Raw genomic sequence first — 18,200 nt, 5'->3', positions numbered from 1 at the left:
TATAGGCAGCATACAGGGATCAGCAGTTCTCTGATTACTGCCGAGCTCTGCGTGCTATAAAAGGTACATTTTGTCGCTTACGCAATCAGACCGTATGCTGGATATAGGTAGTATTTCTCGCAAATAAACAGTATACCGGATGAACATGCAAAAAGCTGACTTCGTAAAAGAAGTCAGCTTTTTTGTATGTCTATGAGACGGCGGAAGTGCAGAGGCAAGCGATAGCAGAATAAAACAAACAGACGCATGCTTTGTCGCTAACGGGCATTATACGATAAATCAGCCCAGGAAAGATTGTCTTACCCGGTTCCAGAAAGGATAGGGACGATATCGGGCAAAACTGACACGTACCTTGGAAACCTGACAGCGGATCGAGATCAGATCGTCAATCGACAGATTCAGATGATCAATCGTCAGCTGCAGACGCTGCGGCTTGCGGGAGTGAATATCGCAGTGATGATGCTTGGGCAGCATCATGGATGAACCAAGTGTACGATAAACACGGTTATTGATCGAAGCAATCTCGGCAATTTGCAGCGCTTCGATGGTCGGGTGTACCATGGCTCCGCCGAGCGCTTTGTTATAGGCGGTACTGCCGGATGGTGTGGATATGCAGATTCCATCGCCACGGAACATTTCAAAAATCTCGTCATTGATATCGACCTGTGCGACTACGGTTGTGCCGTCTACACCTTTTAATGTGAATTCGTTCAAAGCCGTGTAATGGGATGTACCGCTCTTGGTATTGATCTCCAGGTCTACCAGTGGATATTTGACGATCTTGGGATGGTGCTCCATGCTGTCGCTGGATTCACCTGCCATGAATTTGACCAGTTCTTCCAGTTCATCGGCTTTCCAGTCTGCATAGAAGCCCAGATGACCGGTATGAATACCGACAAAGGCCAGGTCGGGAATATGATCGATAAACGTATGGAAAGCGTGCAGCATCGTACCGTCTCCACCGATAGAGACGACAATTTCAGGTGATTCCGCATCGAGTTCAAAACCGTACTTGGCAGCCAGCTTATGGAATCGTTCACTAAGTTCAATGGATAATTGGTCTCCGCGATCAAGTACATAGTATCTCAAGTTAAGGAAGCTCCTTTGTCCAATATGGTTAACCTACTCACTTTTGATGATAATCAATTCTTGAAGGGAACACAATGTTTTACTGAATAATTACCCGGAAAACCAGATAGTTACGTCGATGCAACACAAACGCAATATTATACCGTTTTGTAAAGAGTCTGTAATCTAATTGTTAAAGTAAACGCTTACAAAAAGGCTCCTATTTGAATGCTGGTATGGTAAAATAAAGACAAGAATAAAACGTTATCCACCGTCGGAAGTCAACATAACTTTGAGAAACGGAGTGATCAAGATGAGTGTAAGTATTATATCCGGTCTGGTTGTGTGTGCGTTTGTGTATGTCATCCGATCCTCTTTTGTACAGCCTGGTGAAGAAGACGGAAGCATGTATTAATGATTTCGACACTTTAATCTAACTTAATATCTACTCATATATCCACTTCCGCCATCACGGCGTAAAAGGGCAGGAGCGCTAAATTAACGTTTAGCGCTCTTTTTATTGGAAAAAAGCAATAAAATCTATACAGATTCCGCTAAATTAGGCCTCTTCATTCAAGTACACATCCAACTATGTTATAATTTTGGCAATGACGCATGGAAAGTTGGCGATTCACTGTGAAATTTGATCGATCTATTTACGAGCTGCTTGGCGGAGATGAAGGTCTTCGTCGTCTAGTTGAAGCATTTTATCCAAAAGTTCAGCGTGATCCATTGATAGGTCCTTTATTTCCGGAAAATATTGATCCGGTAATGGAAAAACAATATATGTTTTTGTCGCAGTTTTTTGGAGGTCCGCCTTTGTTCTCGGAAAAGCATGGTCATCCGATGATGAGAGCAAGACATATGCCGTTTCCAATTACACACGAAAAAGCCGATGCCTGGCTGGCGTGTATGAATGAAGCACTGACTGATATTGGTGTAGAGGACGAGCTGCGCGTCTTTATCGTAGACCGCCTGTCCGGACCGGCGCACCATTTTGTAAATACAAATTGATTTTGGGGGAAGATGGAATAGATGGGGGAGTCTGTAGAATTAGAACCGTTATATCAGATAACGGTAAATTGTCCACAATGCGAGGAGGACTTTAAAACAAGCCGTGTACGTCCCAGCATGAAACGGGCGACGCGGCGGGATTCCGATTTCTGTGCTTATTATCAGCATGAGAATCCTGATTTCTATGTGGTACGGATCTGCCCACATTGTGGATTTGCATCCACCGAGAATTCACTTGCCAAGCTGAGCAGTGAGCAAAAGCAAAAGTATATGAGCCAGATCGGCAGCCGTGTTGCCAAGCGCGAGATGGGCGGACACCGGACAGGAGAGCAGGCGCTGGAAGCCTACAAGCTCGCCCTGATGTGTGCACAAACGATAGGAGATCGTGAACGCATCGTAGCCAGTTTCCTGCATCATATTGCCTGGCTGTATCGCTATAAGGGAGAATCGGAACAGGAGCTGCGCTTTATCCGGTATTGTCTGGAATCGTATATTCGTGTCTTCGAGCTGGAAAGTGTCAGTGGCAGCGATGCCAAATTGATGTATCTGATCGGAGAACTGCATCGCCGTCTGGGCGAGTTCAACGATGCGGTAAAATGGTTCTCGCGTGTTATCAATGACCAGCGTATTACCGATTCGGCCATGATCCGTGCTTCGCGTGAGCAATGGGTCGTTTTGCGTGAACAGATGCTGTCCAAAAATATTGATTTGCCGGAAGAAATGCAGCAGTAAGATCTATCGTATCATTCAGGATAAACAAAAGGAGCCCTCATCCAGAGCGGCTCCTTTTTTAGTTGGATCGTTACAGGGTACACGTTATATTTCCCGAAGATAAAGTATGGAAAGGGAGTATACAAATGCTATCACCAGTCCATAATCATCTGTACTGCAATGTGCGATTAGCGCAGTATCGTATCGGTTAGCAGATAGTCCGAATCGCTATCCAGCAGGGTAACGCGGTTGCTGCAGCAGGGAAAGACCAGTAGCTTCTTTTTGCCATTATGAATCGTAGCCAGCTCTTTGGGAGGAATCGGCAGCAATACATTATTCGTATGACAAAAAGGACATTCCTGAATATATACATCGTTCATTACAATATCGTAAGGCCAGGCCTGATTAAATGGAATCATTACTCACTGCCGTCCTTTTGCTCATCTTTGGCCAGTTCGGCCAGCTTTTGCATCAGGATGTGCTGTGGCATATGCATGAGCTGCTCCAGAGGAACATTAAGCTTCTCGGCCAGTTTGACAGCCGTATCCGCAGAAATCTGTAGTGGTCGCATCAAAGCTCCCTCCTCATTACAAAATAGTATTGAATTAGAGTATACTATAGTTATACCCTCTTGGCGATGATGAAGCATTATCCCTCCAGGGTAAAGCTGACAGTTGCTGATTAGGCAGGCTCCGATCACTTTGCTATGCGGCATTCTTTGCATTTCTGGCAGATGTATACCGGCAGTTGATTCGGTAATTTCGTATTAGACGTGGGTATATTGGTTATTCTATCCGCTGTCATTTGTACACTGCACTATTTTATTATACATATTCATAAACAAATTGTCGGTATAAAAGCAAAGCAGAAGAAAGCCGAGCAGCAGGCGCTGTCGCAACTTGTAATTAACCACTGGTCATATTCTTATTCTGTCTGCATGCAGACCTATACAGAAAGGTGATGTCAACATGAACCATCCGCTGAATCCAACCTGGAATCTGGAACCCATTTTTGCAGGAGGCTCTACTTCCGAACAATTGCAAGTATTTTTGGGCAAACTGACGAAGGATATCGATCTGTTGACGTTTGAACTCAAACAGCTGTCGGCTCCGCAGCAGGTAGAAGAGACACAATCGTTTGATGCGCTGCTGGAGCAGCTGCAGGATACCAGAATACGTCTGCGTGAAGCAGGATCATTTGCGAGTTGTCTGACCGCCCAGGATCAGGGAGACAAGCAGGCTACCCGTCTGTCTGCAGCATTATCCGATCTATCGGCGAATCTGCAAGCCCTGTTTGTACAATTCCAGAGTATTTTGCTGGATACACCGGATGCCGTATTTGCCGGCTGGCTTGAACGCCCGCAGGTCGCACCGATCGCTTTTTATCTGAATGAAATCCGCTCGGTTGCCGGGGAGAAAATGTCGCCGGAGCTGGAAAGTCTGGCATTAGGACTGGCTGTAGACGGATACCATGGCTGGAGTGACTTCTATGATACGATTGTTAGCCATGTGCGTATTCCTTTTGAACAAAATGGAGAGACGGTTATGCTGTCGGCAGGTCAGGCAGCCAACAAAATGAGCGACCCGGATCGCAATCTGCGGGAAGAAATGTTCCAGAAATGGGAAGAAGCATGGACTGGCGTAGAAGACTTTTGTGCGGATACACTGAATCATATCGGCGGTTTCCGCCTAAAGCTGTATGATCGCCGCGGCTGGGATAATGTCCTCAAAGAACCGCTGGCTATCAACCGCATGTCCGAACAGACGCTCAATACCATGTGGGATGTTATTGTCAAAAACAAACCGGTATTTGTCTCTTATCTGGAGCGCAAAGCAGAAGTGCTGGGCGTAGAGCGGCTCAGCTGGAATGATGTGGATGCACCGATCGGCAGTACAGACAGCAAAGTAAGCTATGACGATGCCGCTGATCTGATTGTGGAACAATTCCGTAAGTTCAATCCGGAAATGGCGGATTTTGCTGCCCAGGCGTTTGAGAAACGCTGGATTGAAGCGGAAGATCGCGCCGGCAAACGTCCGGGTGGGTTCTGTACCTCTCTGCCGCTGAGCAAGGAAACACGCATCTTTATGACATACAGTGGTACAGCTTCTAATGTATCGACACTGGCTCATGAACTGGGTCACGGATACCATCAGCATGTGATGAATGATCTGCCTGCTTTTAGTCAGCAGTACGCGATGAATGTCGCCGAGACGGCATCGACTTTTGCCGAGATGATCGTGGCGGATTCACTCGTTAAAGAAGCCAAAACCGAGGAAGAAAAGCTTTCTCTACTGGAAGACAAAATCCAGCGCAGTATTGCTTTCTTCATGAATATCCATGCCCGCTTCCTGTTCGAGACTCGTTTCTATGAGCAGCGCCGCTCCGGTATGGTCGGCAGTGAGGAATTGAGCCGTCTGATGGAAGAAGCGCAGCGCGAAGCTTTCTGTGATACGCTGGCATCGTATCATCCGCATTTCTGGGCATCCAAGCTGCATTTCTACAAAACAGGTGTGCCGTTCTATAACTTCCCATATACCTTTGGATATCTATTCAGCACAGGTATCTATGCGCTGGCTCAGCGTGAAGGCGCCGGATTTGCTGCCAAGTATGATGCGCTGCTGCAGGATACAGGCCGCATGACAGTGGAAGAACTGGCGCAGAAGCATCTGGGTGTAGATCTGACGCAGCCTGAATTCTGGCAGGGCGCAGTGGATGTGGGTATTGCAGACGTGAAGCTGTTCCTGGAGATGACGGCTTCCTATGCCCGCTCTTGATCGGGATTAGAAATTATCAGTATGCATGAAACCTGCAGACTGGATTGCCGAGGAGAACAGTTAAAGGGAATAGCTGGTAAGACACGTAAACACGTAAAATTAAACCCAAAGTATGGCTGCGATAAAAAAACGGGTCTGTTTTCCTCAGCAGTCTGCATAATGATCTATAGTATTCAAAAGCAGTACTACGCAAAAGCTCTTTTTATTTCTGTTATAGAGATAAAAAGAGCTTTTTATGTTATCTGTTGCTGCTTATTAGACAGAGATAATTCTCTCGAATACACAAGGTATAAAAAGGATACATAAAAATAGGGTCACTTAGTAGTTAAAGGAATTTTATGTCGAATATTAGTTCTTAGTACCTAAATATGTAGTTAGAGCTTGATGAATCATAAAAATCGACATATAATGAGTCGTAAGTCCTGATCTTATAGGACTACCAGAGAAAGGAAGGGGAACATATGCCTAAAAACGATCTGGTATCTCTGGCGAGACAACTTGATATCGTATTTAAGGAACTTGAGAAAGAATTATCCTGTCTGGATTCGGGGACGGTGTTTATCCAGATCCGTAATAACATGATTGGAAAATTCGGTATCAAGCATAATCCGATCGCCGGTAGAGAGGGAGAGTGGAATGGTCCGGAGCACGGTCTGAGTGCGATTCAGATCAAATCGTTTCGCCAAATGGCAATTGAATCGCTAAAATTCAAAAACCATTGGACGCATGGGGAAATCAGCTACGAATTTGCAGTGCGCAAAGGGCTGATTGCGGTAGATACGGTTATTGAATCGAACTACAATATGGCTAACCACATGATTCGCTATCCTAGAGCTACATACAGCGATACCAACGCAGAATTATCGTAGTGTTGTAGAAATCCTGTTCAACCAGCAATTCCAAGTGTAGATTTACCTTATGTTGCAAAAATTGAGTAACCATCCATTGTATCCGAACAGCATCATGTTTACTGCCATTATATTATATATTATTTTATTCTATTGGCTCGATAGAGCCGCATATCCGATGTATTGTAACAGAACAATGGAAAAAGGGCTTCCCGATGGGGAGGCCCTTTTTGGTAATATATGAATCGGCATAATGTACATACACAAAGTAAATAAAGACGAAAAGAAGGCGTATCAGTGACAGGCCTATCGCTTATGCACTTATCATCCACATTTATCTATGGACAATTACAGCATCGTAGACTTTTCCACAACATCCAGCTGCAGGCTCAGCTCTACCGGTTCGCCCGGATGAAGCTCGATCAAGCCGGTAAACTGCTGTGGATGCGATGAGTTCGGAGCATCTGGCAGACTCGTATACGGCTCAATGCACAGGAATTGATCACTTTCACCTTTGGTATATAATACCCAGTATTTGAAATAATCCGGATCTGCCGAATAGCGCAGGCCGTAGCCGTCGTCACGTTTCAGCTCGGCACTCACCGGGCGCTTGTCACCAATTCGCAGCAGATTATCCCAATTGCGATTGGCCATATTCATACCGGTATTCAGCTCTTCCCATTCCTCCAGCGGAACAACTTCGCCTGTAGGAATCTGCTCTTCATCCTGAAGCAGCTGATCGCTGACCGGAATCTTGAGCGTCCAGCGCTCCGGCTCGCCATCCAGCAGGAACCAGGTATGCAGTCCAAAGCCAAATGGAGCCGAATGCTCTCCCAGATTGGTAATCTTGAGGCGCTGCATCAATGAAGTACCCTGCAGCTGCAGCGTCATCTCCAGCTTGAGCGGGGTCGGATATTGTCTGATCCAGTTAGGATCATCGGAAGTCAGCAGCTCCGTAACAATCTGGCAGCCGGCATCGTTCTCGTCAATATCGGATACACGCCATGCCTGAGTACGATGCAGACCGTGGATATGGTTATCATTGGCTGTATTCTGGTCAAACTGGTACTCCACACCATCATACTCAAAGTGCCCGCGGCGAATCCGGCCGGGCGGCATCAGCATCGGCATTCCGAAGTGATACGGCTTTTGCAAATAAAAATCCAGCTCGCTCTCTTCCGGACGACGAAGAACTTCACGATTCTCCTGCAGGTCACGAATACCGATAACATTGTTGCCGAGCTTGGGCAGCAGAGTGACTTCGAGCTGCTTGCTTTTTAAAATATACGTCTCATACTTATTCCAGGTTCCTTTGGTCACCTTCATTGCGCTGCTCCTTCCTGATCTTTCAGAACAAATGGGAGTGAGGATAATACAGTTATCATACCAGATTTTACGGATAAAAAGGAATTTGACATTTACGGAATTGGGAATTATGATGAGTGCAAGATACTGGGAATACGATGATAGAGAGTAGTACGCAGAAGAATGCTTCTTCAGAAAGCCGGTGGTGGATGCGAACCGGTGAAGCTGGTCTGCCGAATGGACTCTGGAGTGCTTGGCTGAAATGGACCTCTGTGGAGGATTCCGGATTAGGCCGGCCGGCTGGTTCACCGTTAACGGAACCTGTATGAGGCCGGACTCTGTCTGTGCTGTAGCTATATGATATAGTGCTGCAGCCCAGTGATACCGGTAAATGAGGGTGGCACCACGGTCACACGTCCCTTGCTGGATGTGTGGCCTTTTTGCGTTCCATTTTACAGGCGGAGTGTTGGGAATGGAGCAGATGTACAGGCTGCCATCAATATTCGGACAGATCCAGCCACCGCATAATGTCCAATCCTGTCTTTGTGTATACATCCCATGCATCATCCATTTGAGGAGGAACAATAATGAAAACTGTACTATCCGGCATTCAGCCAAGCGGTCTATTAACGATCGGTAACTATATCGGCGCAATCAAAAACTTTGTAGAACTGCAAAATGAATATAACTGCTACTTTATGGTAGTAGATCTGCATGCTATCACCGTGGCACAGGACCCTGCTGCACTGCGTGAAGCTTCCGAATCGGTAGCTGCTCTGTATCTGGCGGCAGGACTGGACCCGTCCAAAGCGAATATTTTCCTGCAGTCCCATGTCCCGCAGCATGCCGAGCTGGGATGGATCATGACGACGCTGGCTTCGATGGGCGAATTGGAGCGTATGACCCAGTTCAAGGACAAGTCGGCAGGCAAAGAAAATGTAGGCGCAGGCTTGTTCGTTTATCCGGCACTGATGGCAGCGGATATTCTGATGTACAATGCTGACGTGGTACCGGTTGGTGATGACCAGAAGCAGCATCTGGAGCTGACTCGCGATCTGGCAGCACGCTTTAACCACCGATTCGGTGAATTCTTTACCCTGCCGGAGCCGTATATTCCGGAAGTGGGCGCACGCATTATGTCACTGGATGACGGCACCAAAAAAATGAGCAAGAGCAACCCGAATACTGGAAGCTATATTGCCCTGCTCGATCCGCCAAGTGTGATTCGCAAAAAAATTAGCCGGGCGACAACGGATTCCGGCCGTGAAGTACAGTATGATCCAGCGAACAAGCCGGAAGTAAGCAATCTGATGACGATTTATTCCCAGTTCTCGGGATTGTCTCTGGCCGAGGTAGCAGACAAATTCGAAGGACAGATGTATGGAACATTCAAAAAGGATCTGGCAGAAGTGGTAGTAGCCGGATTGGAGCCGCTGCAGCAGCGGTATCAGGAGATTCGCCAAACGGGTGAGGTCCGTGATATTCTCCGCCAGGGTGCACAAAATGCACAGGCCGCAGCGGAGAAAATTCTGACCGGAGTAAAAGACAAGATGGGATTTCTACCTAAAGGATTCTAATTCAGGCCGGATAGTTGCTGCTGCGGCGTTCCCGCTTGGCTTTGATAACAAAGCCCCAGCCAATATTGGCAACGCCCAGTACACCGAGCAGTACGGCGAGCCATGCAGAATGGGAAATAGCAATAGCACAAAACAGCAGCAGCATAATAGAAGAAACGGCGAACCAGAGAGAAAGACCTTTGCTCATGGGGATACAGCCTCCTGAAAAATTGAAATATAGATAGAAAACAAAGAGTTATAAGTGATGTAAGCGTATTACAATGCTTATATCCATTGTGCCTGACCGCTGGTCACGGGTCAAGCGAATCTGTCGGAAGTTTCCAATTCCGGCTGCCTATCCTAACTATAGTTGCAGTATGTCTGAGCCTTTTTTCGGTTATAAAAGCAGGAATGCCGTCGTGGTATGTTTTCGCTTTTGTACTGAAGAAAGGCTTTTTTGTAGTAGAGAGCTGCTTAATATTGGCATACATCTCCATTCCTGCCTTTAATTATGGCTGGGTCGTCGAATAAAGCTATGCTATACTGATAATGATTATCAATATTATTTGAAAAGGAAGGCAATGGACAATTATGGTATTTGGCAGACAACTGCAAATCGGAATCTGGCTTCTGGCTGCAGCAGCGGGATTGCTGCTGTCGGTCTTTTTCGCTGTGTCCTATGGGGCAAAAGAGCTGACACTGTCTGTAGTCTGGTCTGCTGTATGGCATTATGATCCACGCCTGACTTCTCATCAGATCGTACATGATTTGCGGCTGCCTCGTGTACTGGGTGCAGCTGTAATCGGGATGGCGTTTGGTACAGCGGGGGCGATGATGCAGGGTGTCACGCGTAATCCGATGGCGGATACTGGCATTCTGGGCATTAATGCAGGTTCGGCAGCGGTTGTGGCGCTGACATTTGCCTGTATGCCCGGTGTTTCTTACCCGCAGCTGATGCTGTTGTCTTTTGCCGGGGCAGTGCTGTCTACACTGCTGATTCTGCTGCTGGGCTCTGCCACGCCGGGAGGACTTACTTCGTTGAAGCTAACGATTGCCGGAGCAGTGATTGCCGCTATGCTGCACTCGTTTAGCACAGGCGTAGCGATTTATTTTGACCTTAGTCAGGATCTAGCTTTCTGGTATGCCGGTGGAGTAAGCGGGATTACCTGGGCCCATCTGCAGTTGATTGCACCGGTGATTATCCTGACGATTGCAGGTGCTATTCTACTGGGGCGACCGATTACTTTTTTGTCGCTTGGGGATGAATCGGCGATCAATCTGGGGATCAAGGTACGCTGGATACGTGTGATAGCGCTGACGATGGTAGTGATTCTGGCAGGCGTCTCGGTATCGGCAGCCGGCTCGATCAGTTTTGTCGGTCTGGTAGTGCCCCATATGGCAAGACGTCTGATTGGTGTGGATTATCGCGCGGTTATTCCGCTATCTGCGCTGCTGGGAGCTATTTTGCTGGTCTGGGCAGACCTTGCCTCACGCATGGTTCAGCCGCCCAGGGAGTTTGCTATAGGCGCGATGGTCGCACTGGTTGGAGTTCCTTTTTTCCTGTATCTGGCCAGACGGGAAGGGAGGGAACTGTAAATGAATCTTCATTATATACAGGCACAGCGCGCGCGTCGGGCCTGGTGGGTGAGTATTCTGCTGTTGGTGATCTCGGTGATAGTGATCCTGATCAGTCTGAATACAGGAACCATTCGGTTGTCTCCGCTGCGGGTAGGGTATACGCTGCTGGGATTTGGCACCCGGCAGGAGCATATGATCATGTTCGATTATCGCTTGCCGCGTATTCTGATTACGATTCTGGCTGGAGCAGGTATCGCGGTGGCTGGTGTAATTTTGCAGGGGACTTCGCGCAATTCGCTGGCTGACCCCGGTGTGCTCGGTATTCACGCTGGTGCAGGGTTTGGATTGATTGTTTTTGTCTCCTTTTTCCGTACAATGGACGGACCGGTAGCGCTATTGATTCCGTTGTTTACTTTTGCAGGCGGAGTATTGACAGCCCTGGTCATTTTTCTGCTGTCTTATGATCGGCAGCGCGGAATACTGCCGATCCGGATGATTCTGGTTGGGATTGCAGTAGCTGCAGGACTCAGCGCAGTAACTCTGCTGCTGTCGCTAAAGCTGGATGAGGATACGTATACCTTTACAGCAACATGGCTGGCTGGCAGTGTATGGGCCAGAGATTGGGTTCACGTATGGACGTTGCTGCCATGGATAGCGCTGCTCTTGCCATGGGTATACTGGCATTCCCGTTATCTGGATCTGTTCACGCTGGGCGATGAACTGGCTTCCGGTATAGGCAGTCAGGTCCATCGTAACCGAATCGGCTTAATGCTGCTGGCAGTCGCCCTGTCTTCTGCGAGTGTAGCGATGGTCGGCTCGATAGGATTTGTCGGATTGATTGCTCCGCATATAGCCAGGCAGCTGGCCGGATCACAGCATCGCTATTTTATGCCGGCGGCTGCGCTGCTGGGTGTAGTTATTCTGCTGCTGGCAGATACGGTAGGGCGTTCCGTTTTCCAGCCCAATGCTGTACCGGCTGGGGTAGTAGTAGCAGCGATCGGTGGTCCTTATTTTCTGTATTTATTGTTCAAAAGCAAATTTTGATTATAACGAGTACAGAGAAGCTTTACTAAATAAATAGCAAAAGGGTTCCATGTCTGAACCCGAATAATCTATAAAAGTAACCGATAAATCTGGAGGTTCTATAATTATGTTCAAAAAAATACATCTTATTATTGCCATGGGCATCATGATGGCACTACTCGCAGGCTGCGGACAACCGGCAACTGCCCCATCGAGCGCAGTCGTTCATACAGCCAACGGTACAATCACGCATGACGCCAGCGCGCGTATCGCATCCATGTCGATTCATATTACCAACAATCTGCTCGCTCTTGGCATCAAGCCGGTCGGCTCTGTAGTCGGCGGCGATGTCAAAGACTTTCTGCCGCATGTAGCCGATCAGCTGCAGGGTACAACCAAGCTGGGACCGGTCACCGATCCGGATATGGAAGCACTGCTGTCCCTGCAGCCGGACGTTATTTACATTGATAAAGAATACTCTGGCAAAAACCTTGCCAAATTCGAAGCCATTGCTCCAACAATCGTTATCGATATGGATCAGGGAACCTGGCAGGATCAACTCAAACAAATCGCGACGCATACCGGACGTACCCAGCAGGCGGATAAATTCATCCAAACGTACGATACCAAAGCTGCCAAAGTAAGCAAAATGATCCAAGCCAAACTGGGAGCAGATGCCAAAGTAATGGCAATCCGGGCTACAGCCAAAGAACTGCGCATAATGAGCACTGGCAGACCGCTTGGTCCGATTATGTATAACGATCTAAAGCTCAAGCCTGCGGATGGAGTAGCCGATATTGCAGCTACGGAACCATTCGCTGTGATCTCCAAAGAAGTACTGCCGGATTATCACGCCGATGCGATCTTCGTTATTATCAGCAAAGGCAGTGAAGCCCAGGCGACATTCGATGCCCTGGAATCCAATCCAGTCTGGCAGAATCTCAAAGCCGTAAAAGAAAAACATGTTTACATGCTGGATGGACAAAAATGGCTGGATTACTCCTCCCTGGGTCACAGTATGGCACTGGATGATGCCGAACAGTTATTTTCCAAATAAAAGCTTGCTTCTCCCAAAATTATTTTGATAATTGGGAAGATTGAAGATTGAAGATTGAAGATTGAAGATTGAAGATTGAAGATTGAAGATTGAAGATTGAAGATTGAAGATTGAAGATTAGAAGCCAGTGTAAACTTGCAAATGATATCAACTACACGGAACGCAAGAAAGGAAATAAGAGAACTAGAAGCCTGGAGATCCTCTTTTTCAATTAGCGATTCAGGATCTCCAGGCTTAACCGGAGGACAGTCTCTTATTCCTTTCTGAAGTGGATGAATCTAATCACCAAAAAGCCCCTGCAATTTTCCCGCTACCAAAAGGATCTCCATCCTGATCGGTACATGGAAAAGCAGGGGCTTTATTCATTTCATCTTATCAAATGTAATTGTTAGCTCATATGCAGACTAAGCCGGTCATTCATTTTGTCCGGGCTCAGCCAGCCTACATACGAATCAATTGCCTGGTAATTTTCATCCATAACGACAACTGCCACGAACGGATACTGACGACGATGACGGTAACGTACATCGGCCCAGCGCACAATATAGCCGTTTTGGGTCTTCTCTACCTCGGATACTGTGTAGGAAGAGAAGTACAGCAGCGCACGAATATCACGGTGACTGCGTGAAGCTTCGATCGCGGGGTGACTCATGGATTGGATAGAGTCGATCCAGATCAGTTTGTCCGGGCTGTACCAGCCAATCCGGTAGCTGCCGTCTTTTTTGGCATGCACCACATGCCAGCGGCACAGAGAAATGGTCGGGATAAGCACATAATGGCCATCCGGCTCCGGAGAACGTCCATCTTCGATATCCATCTGTTCGACTTTGCGAGTCAGATACCAATGGGTCAGCGTACGCCATACATAATACAAAGCAATAATCGCATACAGGGTGACAAACAGTGGAGCCGGTGCGACCAGTCCGGTCATCCATAAGATCAGGGCTACAATATGCGTACTGAAAATAAACGGATCAAAAATATTAATAATATTCCAGGAAATCCAGGTCTCGCTGAATGGACGTACTGCCTGCGTACCGTACGTGTTGAACAAATCGGTAAATACATGCAGGACGACGGCTACGGCCGTCCATAACAGAATATGCCAGAAGCCTTCCTGATGCAGCAGCAGTGACGTAAATCCGCTGATTAGCGCAATCCACAGCGCCATAAACGGCAGGGAGTGGGTGATGCCTCTATGATTGCGCACATAGGTCGCATTATCTTTTAATCGTAAAATGGTATCGGAGTCCGGCGCCTGGGAGCCTACAATCGTAGCTACCATAACAGCAATAGCAAGCCGCGGATCGGAAGCGACAACAGGGTCCACATAGGCAAGTCCGGCAAGTCCAAAACCCATGGCAAAATGGGTGGCAGTATCCATTCGGTATTCTCTCCTTATGACTTTCAGGATGTCCATATTCATGAGGAATAGGAGGTATAGCGCGACAAAAAGAGCAAGTGTACTGCAGTATTTTGTCTTTACAATATATATCCGTTTTGGTTCGTGTGTAGTTTACCATAAACGGGAAATGAAAATATTAAACCTCGATAAATTCGGGAAGGTTGTCAATAAATTGTCATAATAATGACCGATCCTGTCACTGAATTCCAAAGACATTTGTATACAGGTATGATAAAGTTTATAGAGCGAATATTTTGGATGATTTATTTTATTCACTTTTTGTGAAAATCTGTAAAAATGTGAAGCGCATTTTCAGATGATATACAGAGAGTGAATATTTTTGTGATTATATTTCTTGTTTACTCATCGGCTGATACTGGCTGAATTTTAAGGAGGAACTTATAAACGTGGATAAACATTTGGGTTATCAGACCCCCCGGATTCCACAACGTTCGTAAGCCCGTCTCCGCAAGACCAGGCTGTGACCTGGAGAGATTTTGTCGCTTTAACCAAGCCCGGGATTTTAAGATCGAATCTGGTGGCTACGTTTGGCGGCTTTTGGCTTGCTTCCGGCTGGAATGTTCATTTTATACATCTGATTTGGACATTGCTCGGCACCATGCTCGTTATGGCTTCTTCGTGTGTATTTAATAATTATTTTGACCGTGATCTGGATACCAAAATGGCACGGACACAAGATCGTGTATTGGCGACTCGTCGTTTGTCGCCGAATGTGGTCCTCTGGTATGCGATCGGACTGGGTGTGCTTGGTCTGGCTGTACTCGCCATATTCTCCGGCTTGCTCGCTGCAGCACTTGGGGTACTCGGCATGTTCGTATATGTGGTCATTTACACGCTTTGGCTGAAACGCTCATCTACATGGAGTACTTCGATCGGCGGAATCTCCGGTGCAATGCCGCCTGTAATCGGCTATGTAGCGGTAACCAATCATATTGATCTGGCCGCCTGGCTGCTGTTCGCCATGCTGTTCCTGTGGCAGCCGCCGCACTTCTGGGCACTTGGCATTCGCCGGGTTGAAGAATATCGTGCCGCCGGCTTCCCGCTGCTTCCTGTAGTCAAAGGAATTACGCGAACCAAGTATCAGATGCTTCCGTACATTGCCCTGCTGATTCCGATTCCGATTCTGATGTATGTGTACAATTACACCGGAGTCATTTACATGATTGTATCGCTGGTACTGTCAGTCGTATGGCTGTTCATGGCAGTAGCAGGCTTCCGCAAGCCGGATACAGATAAATGGGCGAAAACGGCTTTTATTTTCTCCATTAACTATCTGACACTGAGCTTTATTCTGATGATTATTGATACGGTTCATAAATAAAAGCCGCATCAGAATATCAGATGGAGTTGTAAGACTCCTATTTCCCGGGTAATACCGGGTCTCTATTATTGTAGCCGCAGAGTGTTCCTGTCTCTGCGGCATTTTTAATAGGCAAAAACGGATTCAGGACCATGAAGGACCGGGATCGATGATGTATTCATCCAGCCCTGCCTTTTCCAGCTGGGCAACGACGTATTCATCCGGCGTGCCTTCTACTCCTGCATAGCCGCGCCGGGTATACATATGAGTGGCATCCGGAAAAGCATCGCTCAAAACCGCACGTATTTTGCGACCGGATGGATCGTTATCCATAAACAGATATACTTCATCCTGACCGATCTGTTTGCGCAACTTCTCCAGCTTTTGCGAATTGAGTGTGCCAAATGTACATAAAATATCGACTTCGGGCTGAAGCAGTCTGCGCAGCTTGCTGCGATCATTTTTGCCTTCTACAATAATATAAATCAAGGTCATCACCTCTATAAATAATTGTATCGGATAGCACGGTTCCTGTGCAAAAACCGGAGTATGCGAAACTGCTGACACCCTGTACACACTTCGGTTATAATGATTCTAGCTTGCTGGCCGAATCGGCAGTACAAGATAAATCTCTGAATTGTAATGAATACACCAATTGTGCTGAATTTGACTCAGCAGATGTAAAAGGCTGGAGGGAAACAAGATGGATTGGCAGGTATGGAGCGAATTTTTCAGGCAGAACTGGCTGATTATTCTGGTAGCCCTGATTATATTGTTTATGGTTATTAATCTGGTCAAAACGGTGATCAAATGGCTAATCGTCATTATTATTGTCGCCGCTGTGTGCATATATAGCGGAATTTCTATCGATCAGATTCGCGATACGGTCTCCGGCGTAACCGGACAGACGGTAGCAGCTCTACAGGAGCAAGCGATGGATGTGATGAAAGATGAAGCAAAAAGCGCCCGTTTTATCCAGAACGGTGATGGCACCTATACAATCAAAACCGATACGATTGAACTAAAAGGCACACCGGGCGCCGGCAAAGTAGGAGTGACGTTCCGTGGTGTTCCTCTGGGAGAATGGGAGATCAATAGTACGATTCGTTCAGTGATCGATCAGGCCAAGAAAAATACAGCTGCAGGAGCTTCCTCCTGATGAACAGTCTGGATCAAATAGGAGGAATGCAGGTATGGAGCTGAGCAGTATCCAAGCATTATTCGATAGCAGTCTGGTCTCCTGTCTGTTCTATGGTATTGTGCTGATCTCTGTGCTGCAGGGGATACGCCACGGCGTGGTCCGCTCGGCAGGTATGCTCTTCTCATGGGCAAGCCGTACACTGCTGACGATTGTCGCGATTATTCTGGCTGCTCCTTTTGCCCTGTGGGTTTCTCCGCATGTGCAGACATGGGCAGAGCAGGTATCTTCGTCTGTACCGCAGGGAGAGCTGCAGTGGTGGTGGGAAATGTATTACTCCGCTGTGTATCTGATCTCGGAGTTCTCGCTGTTGCGTTTTGTGGTGCTATTTATGCTGAGCTATGTGGTAGCTAGTATTTCTTTTTCACTGCTGGCTGTGTTGCTGCTGCCGGAGAGATGGCGTCAGGGAGGACTGCCTGCAGAAGAAAGGCGCTCTTCATGGTTCAGCCGTGTACTGGGTGGCGGTATTGGTCTGGTGAATGGACTGCTGCGCTGCGGTATTGTGATTCTGGTGTTATTTATCGCAATCAGTCTGTATCCCAATACGAAAATGACTTCGTATGTAGAAGCTTCCTCGCTGTATAATCATACGGTGACGGCTGTAGTTCAACCTTTGACAGGCTCTTTTGTCAAAAACACCCTGCCGGTATTCACCAGTGCAGTCGAGCAGGAACTGACCGGTATTTTCCAGCGAAAATATGATGTGGTCGATCGCAGTATTCCGGCAGATATCGAAGAAGCCGCGGCAGCGGTCGTATCGGGTGCGAGTGGAACAGAAGACAAGGCGCGCCGTTTGTACGAATGGGTTGGCTCACGTGTTAGTTATGACTACGGCAAAGTCACAGATTACGAACAGCGCGGAGTATGGCATGAGCAGACACCGGAAGATACGTTTGCTACCCGGATGGGAGTATGTATCGATTATGCTCGTCTGTATGCAGTGATGGCCCGTTCGCAAGGAATCGATGTGCGTGTCGTTACCGGTCTGGGGTACAACGGTCAGGGTGGTTATGGACCGCATGCCTGGAATCAGGTATATTTGCCGGATCAGCAGCAGTGGGTGCCACTTGATCCGACATGGGCCTCTGCAGGTAACTGGTTTAACCCGCCCAAATTTGCAGAGACCCATATTGAACAGAGCGTACTCTAGTCTGCATCGGCAGGCTCCGAATCCGCCAATTGTATGGATCAACGCGAAATTTCTCAATAGCCTGCTGGCTATGCTAATATATATAGTACATGTTGCGTCGCAGTGTCCAAAACCGTACAATACAGCACGTTCTGTAAAGAGGTGTCTGTGAATAGCGGTGTTTATACCAAGGTACCTAGATACATTTGAACG

At 47.4% G+C, this 18,200-nt stretch carries 17 protein-coding genes, 1 pseudogene and 1 other annotated feature; of the genes and pseudogenes, 11 read left to right on the top strand and 7 right to left on the bottom strand.

What is annotated here, in order from left to right; translation table 11 throughout:
* Positions 1–279: 279 nt before the first annotated feature.
* Positions 280–1,089: an NAD kinase gene (locus tag AR543_RS21015; RefSeq protein ID WP_060536299.1), complete on the bottom strand. Its 810-nt coding sequence runs from the start codon at positions 1,087–1,089 to the stop codon at positions 280–282.
* A gap of 594 nt (positions 1,090–1,683) precedes the next feature.
* On the opposite strand from AR543_RS21015, the gene AR543_RS21010 reads away from it, so the two are divergent.
* Both AR543_RS21010 and AR543_RS21005 read left to right on the top strand, forming a co-directional pair.
* Positions 1,684–2,082 (top strand): globin domain-containing protein, encoded by a 399-nt coding sequence (locus AR543_RS21010; RefSeq protein WP_060536298.1) that lies wholly within the window; start codon positions 1,684–1,686, stop codon positions 2,080–2,082.
* A gap of 21 nt (positions 2,083–2,103) precedes the next feature.
* Positions 2,104–2,814: a DUF2225 domain-containing protein gene (locus AR543_RS21005; protein WP_060536297.1), complete on the top strand. Its 711-nt coding sequence runs from the start codon at positions 2,104–2,106 to the stop codon at positions 2,812–2,814.
* A gap of 167 nt (positions 2,815–2,981) precedes the next feature.
* Here AR543_RS21005 and AR543_RS21000 read toward each other — a convergent pair whose 3' ends face one another.
* The gene (locus tag AR543_RS21000; protein ID WP_060536296.1) at positions 2,982–3,212 is read right to left on the bottom strand and encodes a hypothetical protein; all 231 of its coding nucleotides are present in this window, start codon (positions 3,210–3,212) and stop codon (positions 2,982–2,984) included.
* Positions 3,212–3,364 (bottom strand): YycC family protein, encoded by a 153-nt coding sequence (locus AR543_RS20995; RefSeq protein WP_064505603.1) that lies wholly within the window; start codon positions 3,362–3,364, stop codon positions 3,212–3,214. The genes AR543_RS21000 and AR543_RS20995 overlap by 1 nt, the downstream gene beginning before the upstream one ends.
* Positions 3,365–3,761: 397 nt before the next feature.
* Between AR543_RS20995 and AR543_RS20990 the strand changes: the two genes are divergently transcribed.
* Together AR543_RS20990 and AR543_RS20985 are read left to right on the top strand one after the other, a co-directional pair.
* Positions 3,762–5,567 (top strand): M3 family oligoendopeptidase, encoded by a 1,806-nt coding sequence (locus AR543_RS20990; RefSeq protein WP_060536295.1) that lies wholly within the window; start codon positions 3,762–3,764, stop codon positions 5,565–5,567.
* A gap of 461 nt (positions 5,568–6,028) precedes the next feature.
* Positions 6,029–6,436: a hypothetical protein gene (locus AR543_RS20985; RefSeq protein WP_060536294.1), complete on the top strand. Its 408-nt coding sequence runs from the start codon at positions 6,029–6,031 to the stop codon at positions 6,434–6,436.
* Between the two features lie 327 nt (positions 6,437–6,763).
* Here AR543_RS20985 and AR543_RS20980 read toward each other — a convergent pair whose 3' ends face one another.
* The gene (locus tag AR543_RS20980) at positions 6,764–7,741 is read right to left on the bottom strand and encodes an aldose 1-epimerase (protein ID WP_060536293.1); all 978 of its coding nucleotides are present in this window, start codon (positions 7,739–7,741) and stop codon (positions 6,764–6,766) included.
* A gap of 128 nt (positions 7,742–7,869) precedes the next feature.
* Positions 7,870–8,144: a binding site (T-box leader), on the top strand.
* Between the two features lie 163 nt (positions 8,145–8,307).
* Between AR543_RS20980 and trpS the strand changes: the two genes are divergently transcribed.
* Positions 8,308–9,297 carry a tryptophan--tRNA ligase gene (trpS, locus tag AR543_RS20975; protein WP_060536292.1) on the top strand — a complete coding sequence of 330 codons (990 nt, stop codon included), beginning with the start codon at positions 8,308–8,310 and terminating at the stop codon, positions 9,295–9,297.
* A gap of 1 nt (position 9,298) precedes the next feature.
* On the opposite strand, the gene AR543_RS20970 is transcribed toward trpS, so the two are convergent.
* On the bottom strand, positions 9,299–9,484 hold the full coding sequence (locus tag AR543_RS20970; RefSeq protein ID WP_060536291.1) for a hypothetical protein: 186 nt from the start codon (positions 9,482–9,484) through the stop codon (positions 9,299–9,301).
* 383 nt (positions 9,485–9,867) lie between these two features.
* On the opposite strand from AR543_RS20970, the gene AR543_RS20965 reads away from it, so the two are divergent.
* The 3 genes from AR543_RS20965 (at position 9,868) to AR543_RS20955 (ending at position 12,934) form a co-directional block, all read left to right on the top strand.
* A complete protein-coding gene (locus AR543_RS20965; protein ID WP_060536290.1) occupies positions 9,868–10,872 on the top strand; it encodes a FecCD family ABC transporter permease in 1,005 nt (334 codons plus the stop codon).
* A complete protein-coding gene (locus AR543_RS20960) occupies positions 10,873–11,898 on the top strand; it encodes a FecCD family ABC transporter permease (protein WP_060536289.1) in 1,026 nt (341 codons plus the stop codon).
* 106 nt (positions 11,899–12,004) lie between these two features.
* A complete protein-coding gene (locus AR543_RS20955) occupies positions 12,005–12,934 on the top strand; it encodes an ABC transporter substrate-binding protein (protein WP_060536288.1) in 930 nt (309 codons plus the stop codon).
* Positions 12,935–13,322: 388 nt separating this feature from the next.
* Here the strand turns inward: AR543_RS20955 and AR543_RS20950 are convergent, their stop codons facing one another.
* Positions 13,323–14,318 (bottom strand): metal-dependent hydrolase, encoded by a 996-nt coding sequence (locus AR543_RS20950; RefSeq protein WP_060536287.1) that lies wholly within the window; start codon positions 14,316–14,318, stop codon positions 13,323–13,325.
* A 440-nt stretch (positions 14,319–14,758) separates the two neighbouring features.
* Here AR543_RS20950 and cyoE point away from each other — a divergent pair.
* A pseudogene (gene cyoE / locus AR543_RS20945) lies at positions 14,759–15,681 on the top strand (heme o synthase).
* A gap of 123 nt (positions 15,682–15,804) precedes the next feature.
* On the opposite strand, the gene AR543_RS20940 reads toward cyoE, so the two are convergent.
* Entirely contained in the window at positions 15,805–16,155 is a 351-nt protein-coding gene (locus AR543_RS20940) for a toprim domain-containing protein (protein WP_060536286.1), read from the bottom strand.
* A 208-nt stretch (positions 16,156–16,363) separates the two neighbouring features.
* On the opposite strand from AR543_RS20940, the gene AR543_RS20935 reads away from it, so the two are divergent.
* A complete protein-coding gene (locus tag AR543_RS20935) occupies positions 16,364–16,819 on the top strand; it encodes a VHS/ENTH/ANTH domain-containing protein (protein WP_060536285.1) in 456 nt (151 codons plus the stop codon).
* 34 nt (positions 16,820–16,853) lie between these two features.
* Positions 16,854–18,008, top strand: coding sequence for a transglutaminase domain-containing protein (locus AR543_RS20930; protein ID WP_060536284.1), 1,155 nt, complete (start codon positions 16,854–16,856; stop codon positions 18,006–18,008).
* The last annotated feature ends 192 nt before the right edge of the window (positions 18,009–18,200 follow it).

The sequence above is a fragment of the Paenibacillus bovis genome (assembly GCF_001421015.2).
GTDB classification, from domain to species: Bacteria; Bacillota; Bacilli; order Paenibacillales; family Paenibacillaceae; genus Saccharibacillus; species Saccharibacillus bovis.
Note: the sequence above shows the minus strand (reverse complement) of the source record. Positions and strands in the feature narration are given on the sequence as shown.

Bases quoted from the DNA above. Each gene is read 5' to 3' on its own strand.
- AR543_RS21010 (WP_060536298.1), top strand. From the start codon at position 1,684: ATGGAAAGTTGGCGATTCACTGTGAAATTTGATCGATCTATTTACGAG.
- AR543_RS21005 (WP_060536297.1), top strand. From the start codon at position 2,104: ATGGGGGAGTCTGTAGAATTAGAACCGTTATATCAGATAACGGTAAAT.
- AR543_RS21000 (WP_060536296.1), bottom strand. From the start codon at position 3,212: ATGATTCCATTTAATCAGGCCTGGCCTTACGATATTGTAATGAACGAT.
- AR543_RS20995 (WP_064505603.1), bottom strand. From the start codon at position 3,364: ATGCGACCACTACAGATTTCTGCGGATACGGCTGTCAAACTGGCCGAG.
- AR543_RS20990 (WP_060536295.1), top strand. From the start codon at position 3,762: ATGAACCATCCGCTGAATCCAACCTGGAATCTGGAACCCATTTTTGCA.
- AR543_RS20985 (WP_060536294.1), top strand. From the start codon at position 6,029: ATGCCTAAAAACGATCTGGTATCTCTGGCGAGACAACTTGATATCGTA.
- AR543_RS20980 (WP_060536293.1), bottom strand. From the start codon at position 7,741: ATGAAGGTGACCAAAGGAACCTGGAATAAGTATGAGACGTATATTTTA.
- trpS (WP_060536292.1), top strand. From the start codon at position 8,308: ATGAAAACTGTACTATCCGGCATTCAGCCAAGCGGTCTATTAACGATC.
- AR543_RS20970 (WP_060536291.1), bottom strand. From the start codon at position 9,484: ATGAGCAAAGGTCTTTCTCTCTGGTTCGCCGTTTCTTCTATTATGCTG.
- AR543_RS20965 (WP_060536290.1), top strand. From the start codon at position 9,868: ATGGTATTTGGCAGACAACTGCAAATCGGAATCTGGCTTCTGGCTGCA.
- AR543_RS20960 (WP_060536289.1), top strand. From the start codon at position 10,873: ATGAATCTTCATTATATACAGGCACAGCGCGCGCGTCGGGCCTGGTGG.
- AR543_RS20955 (WP_060536288.1), top strand. From the start codon at position 12,005: ATGTTCAAAAAAATACATCTTATTATTGCCATGGGCATCATGATGGCA.
- AR543_RS20950 (WP_060536287.1), bottom strand. From the start codon at position 14,318: ATGGATACTGCCACCCATTTTGCCATGGGTTTTGGACTTGCCGGACTT.
- AR543_RS20940 (WP_060536286.1), bottom strand. From the start codon at position 16,155: ATGACCTTGATTTATATTATTGTAGAAGGCAAAAATGATCGCAGCAAG.
- AR543_RS20935 (WP_060536285.1), top strand. From the start codon at position 16,364: ATGGATTGGCAGGTATGGAGCGAATTTTTCAGGCAGAACTGGCTGATT.
- AR543_RS20930 (WP_060536284.1), top strand. From the start codon at position 16,854: ATGGAGCTGAGCAGTATCCAAGCATTATTCGATAGCAGTCTGGTCTCC.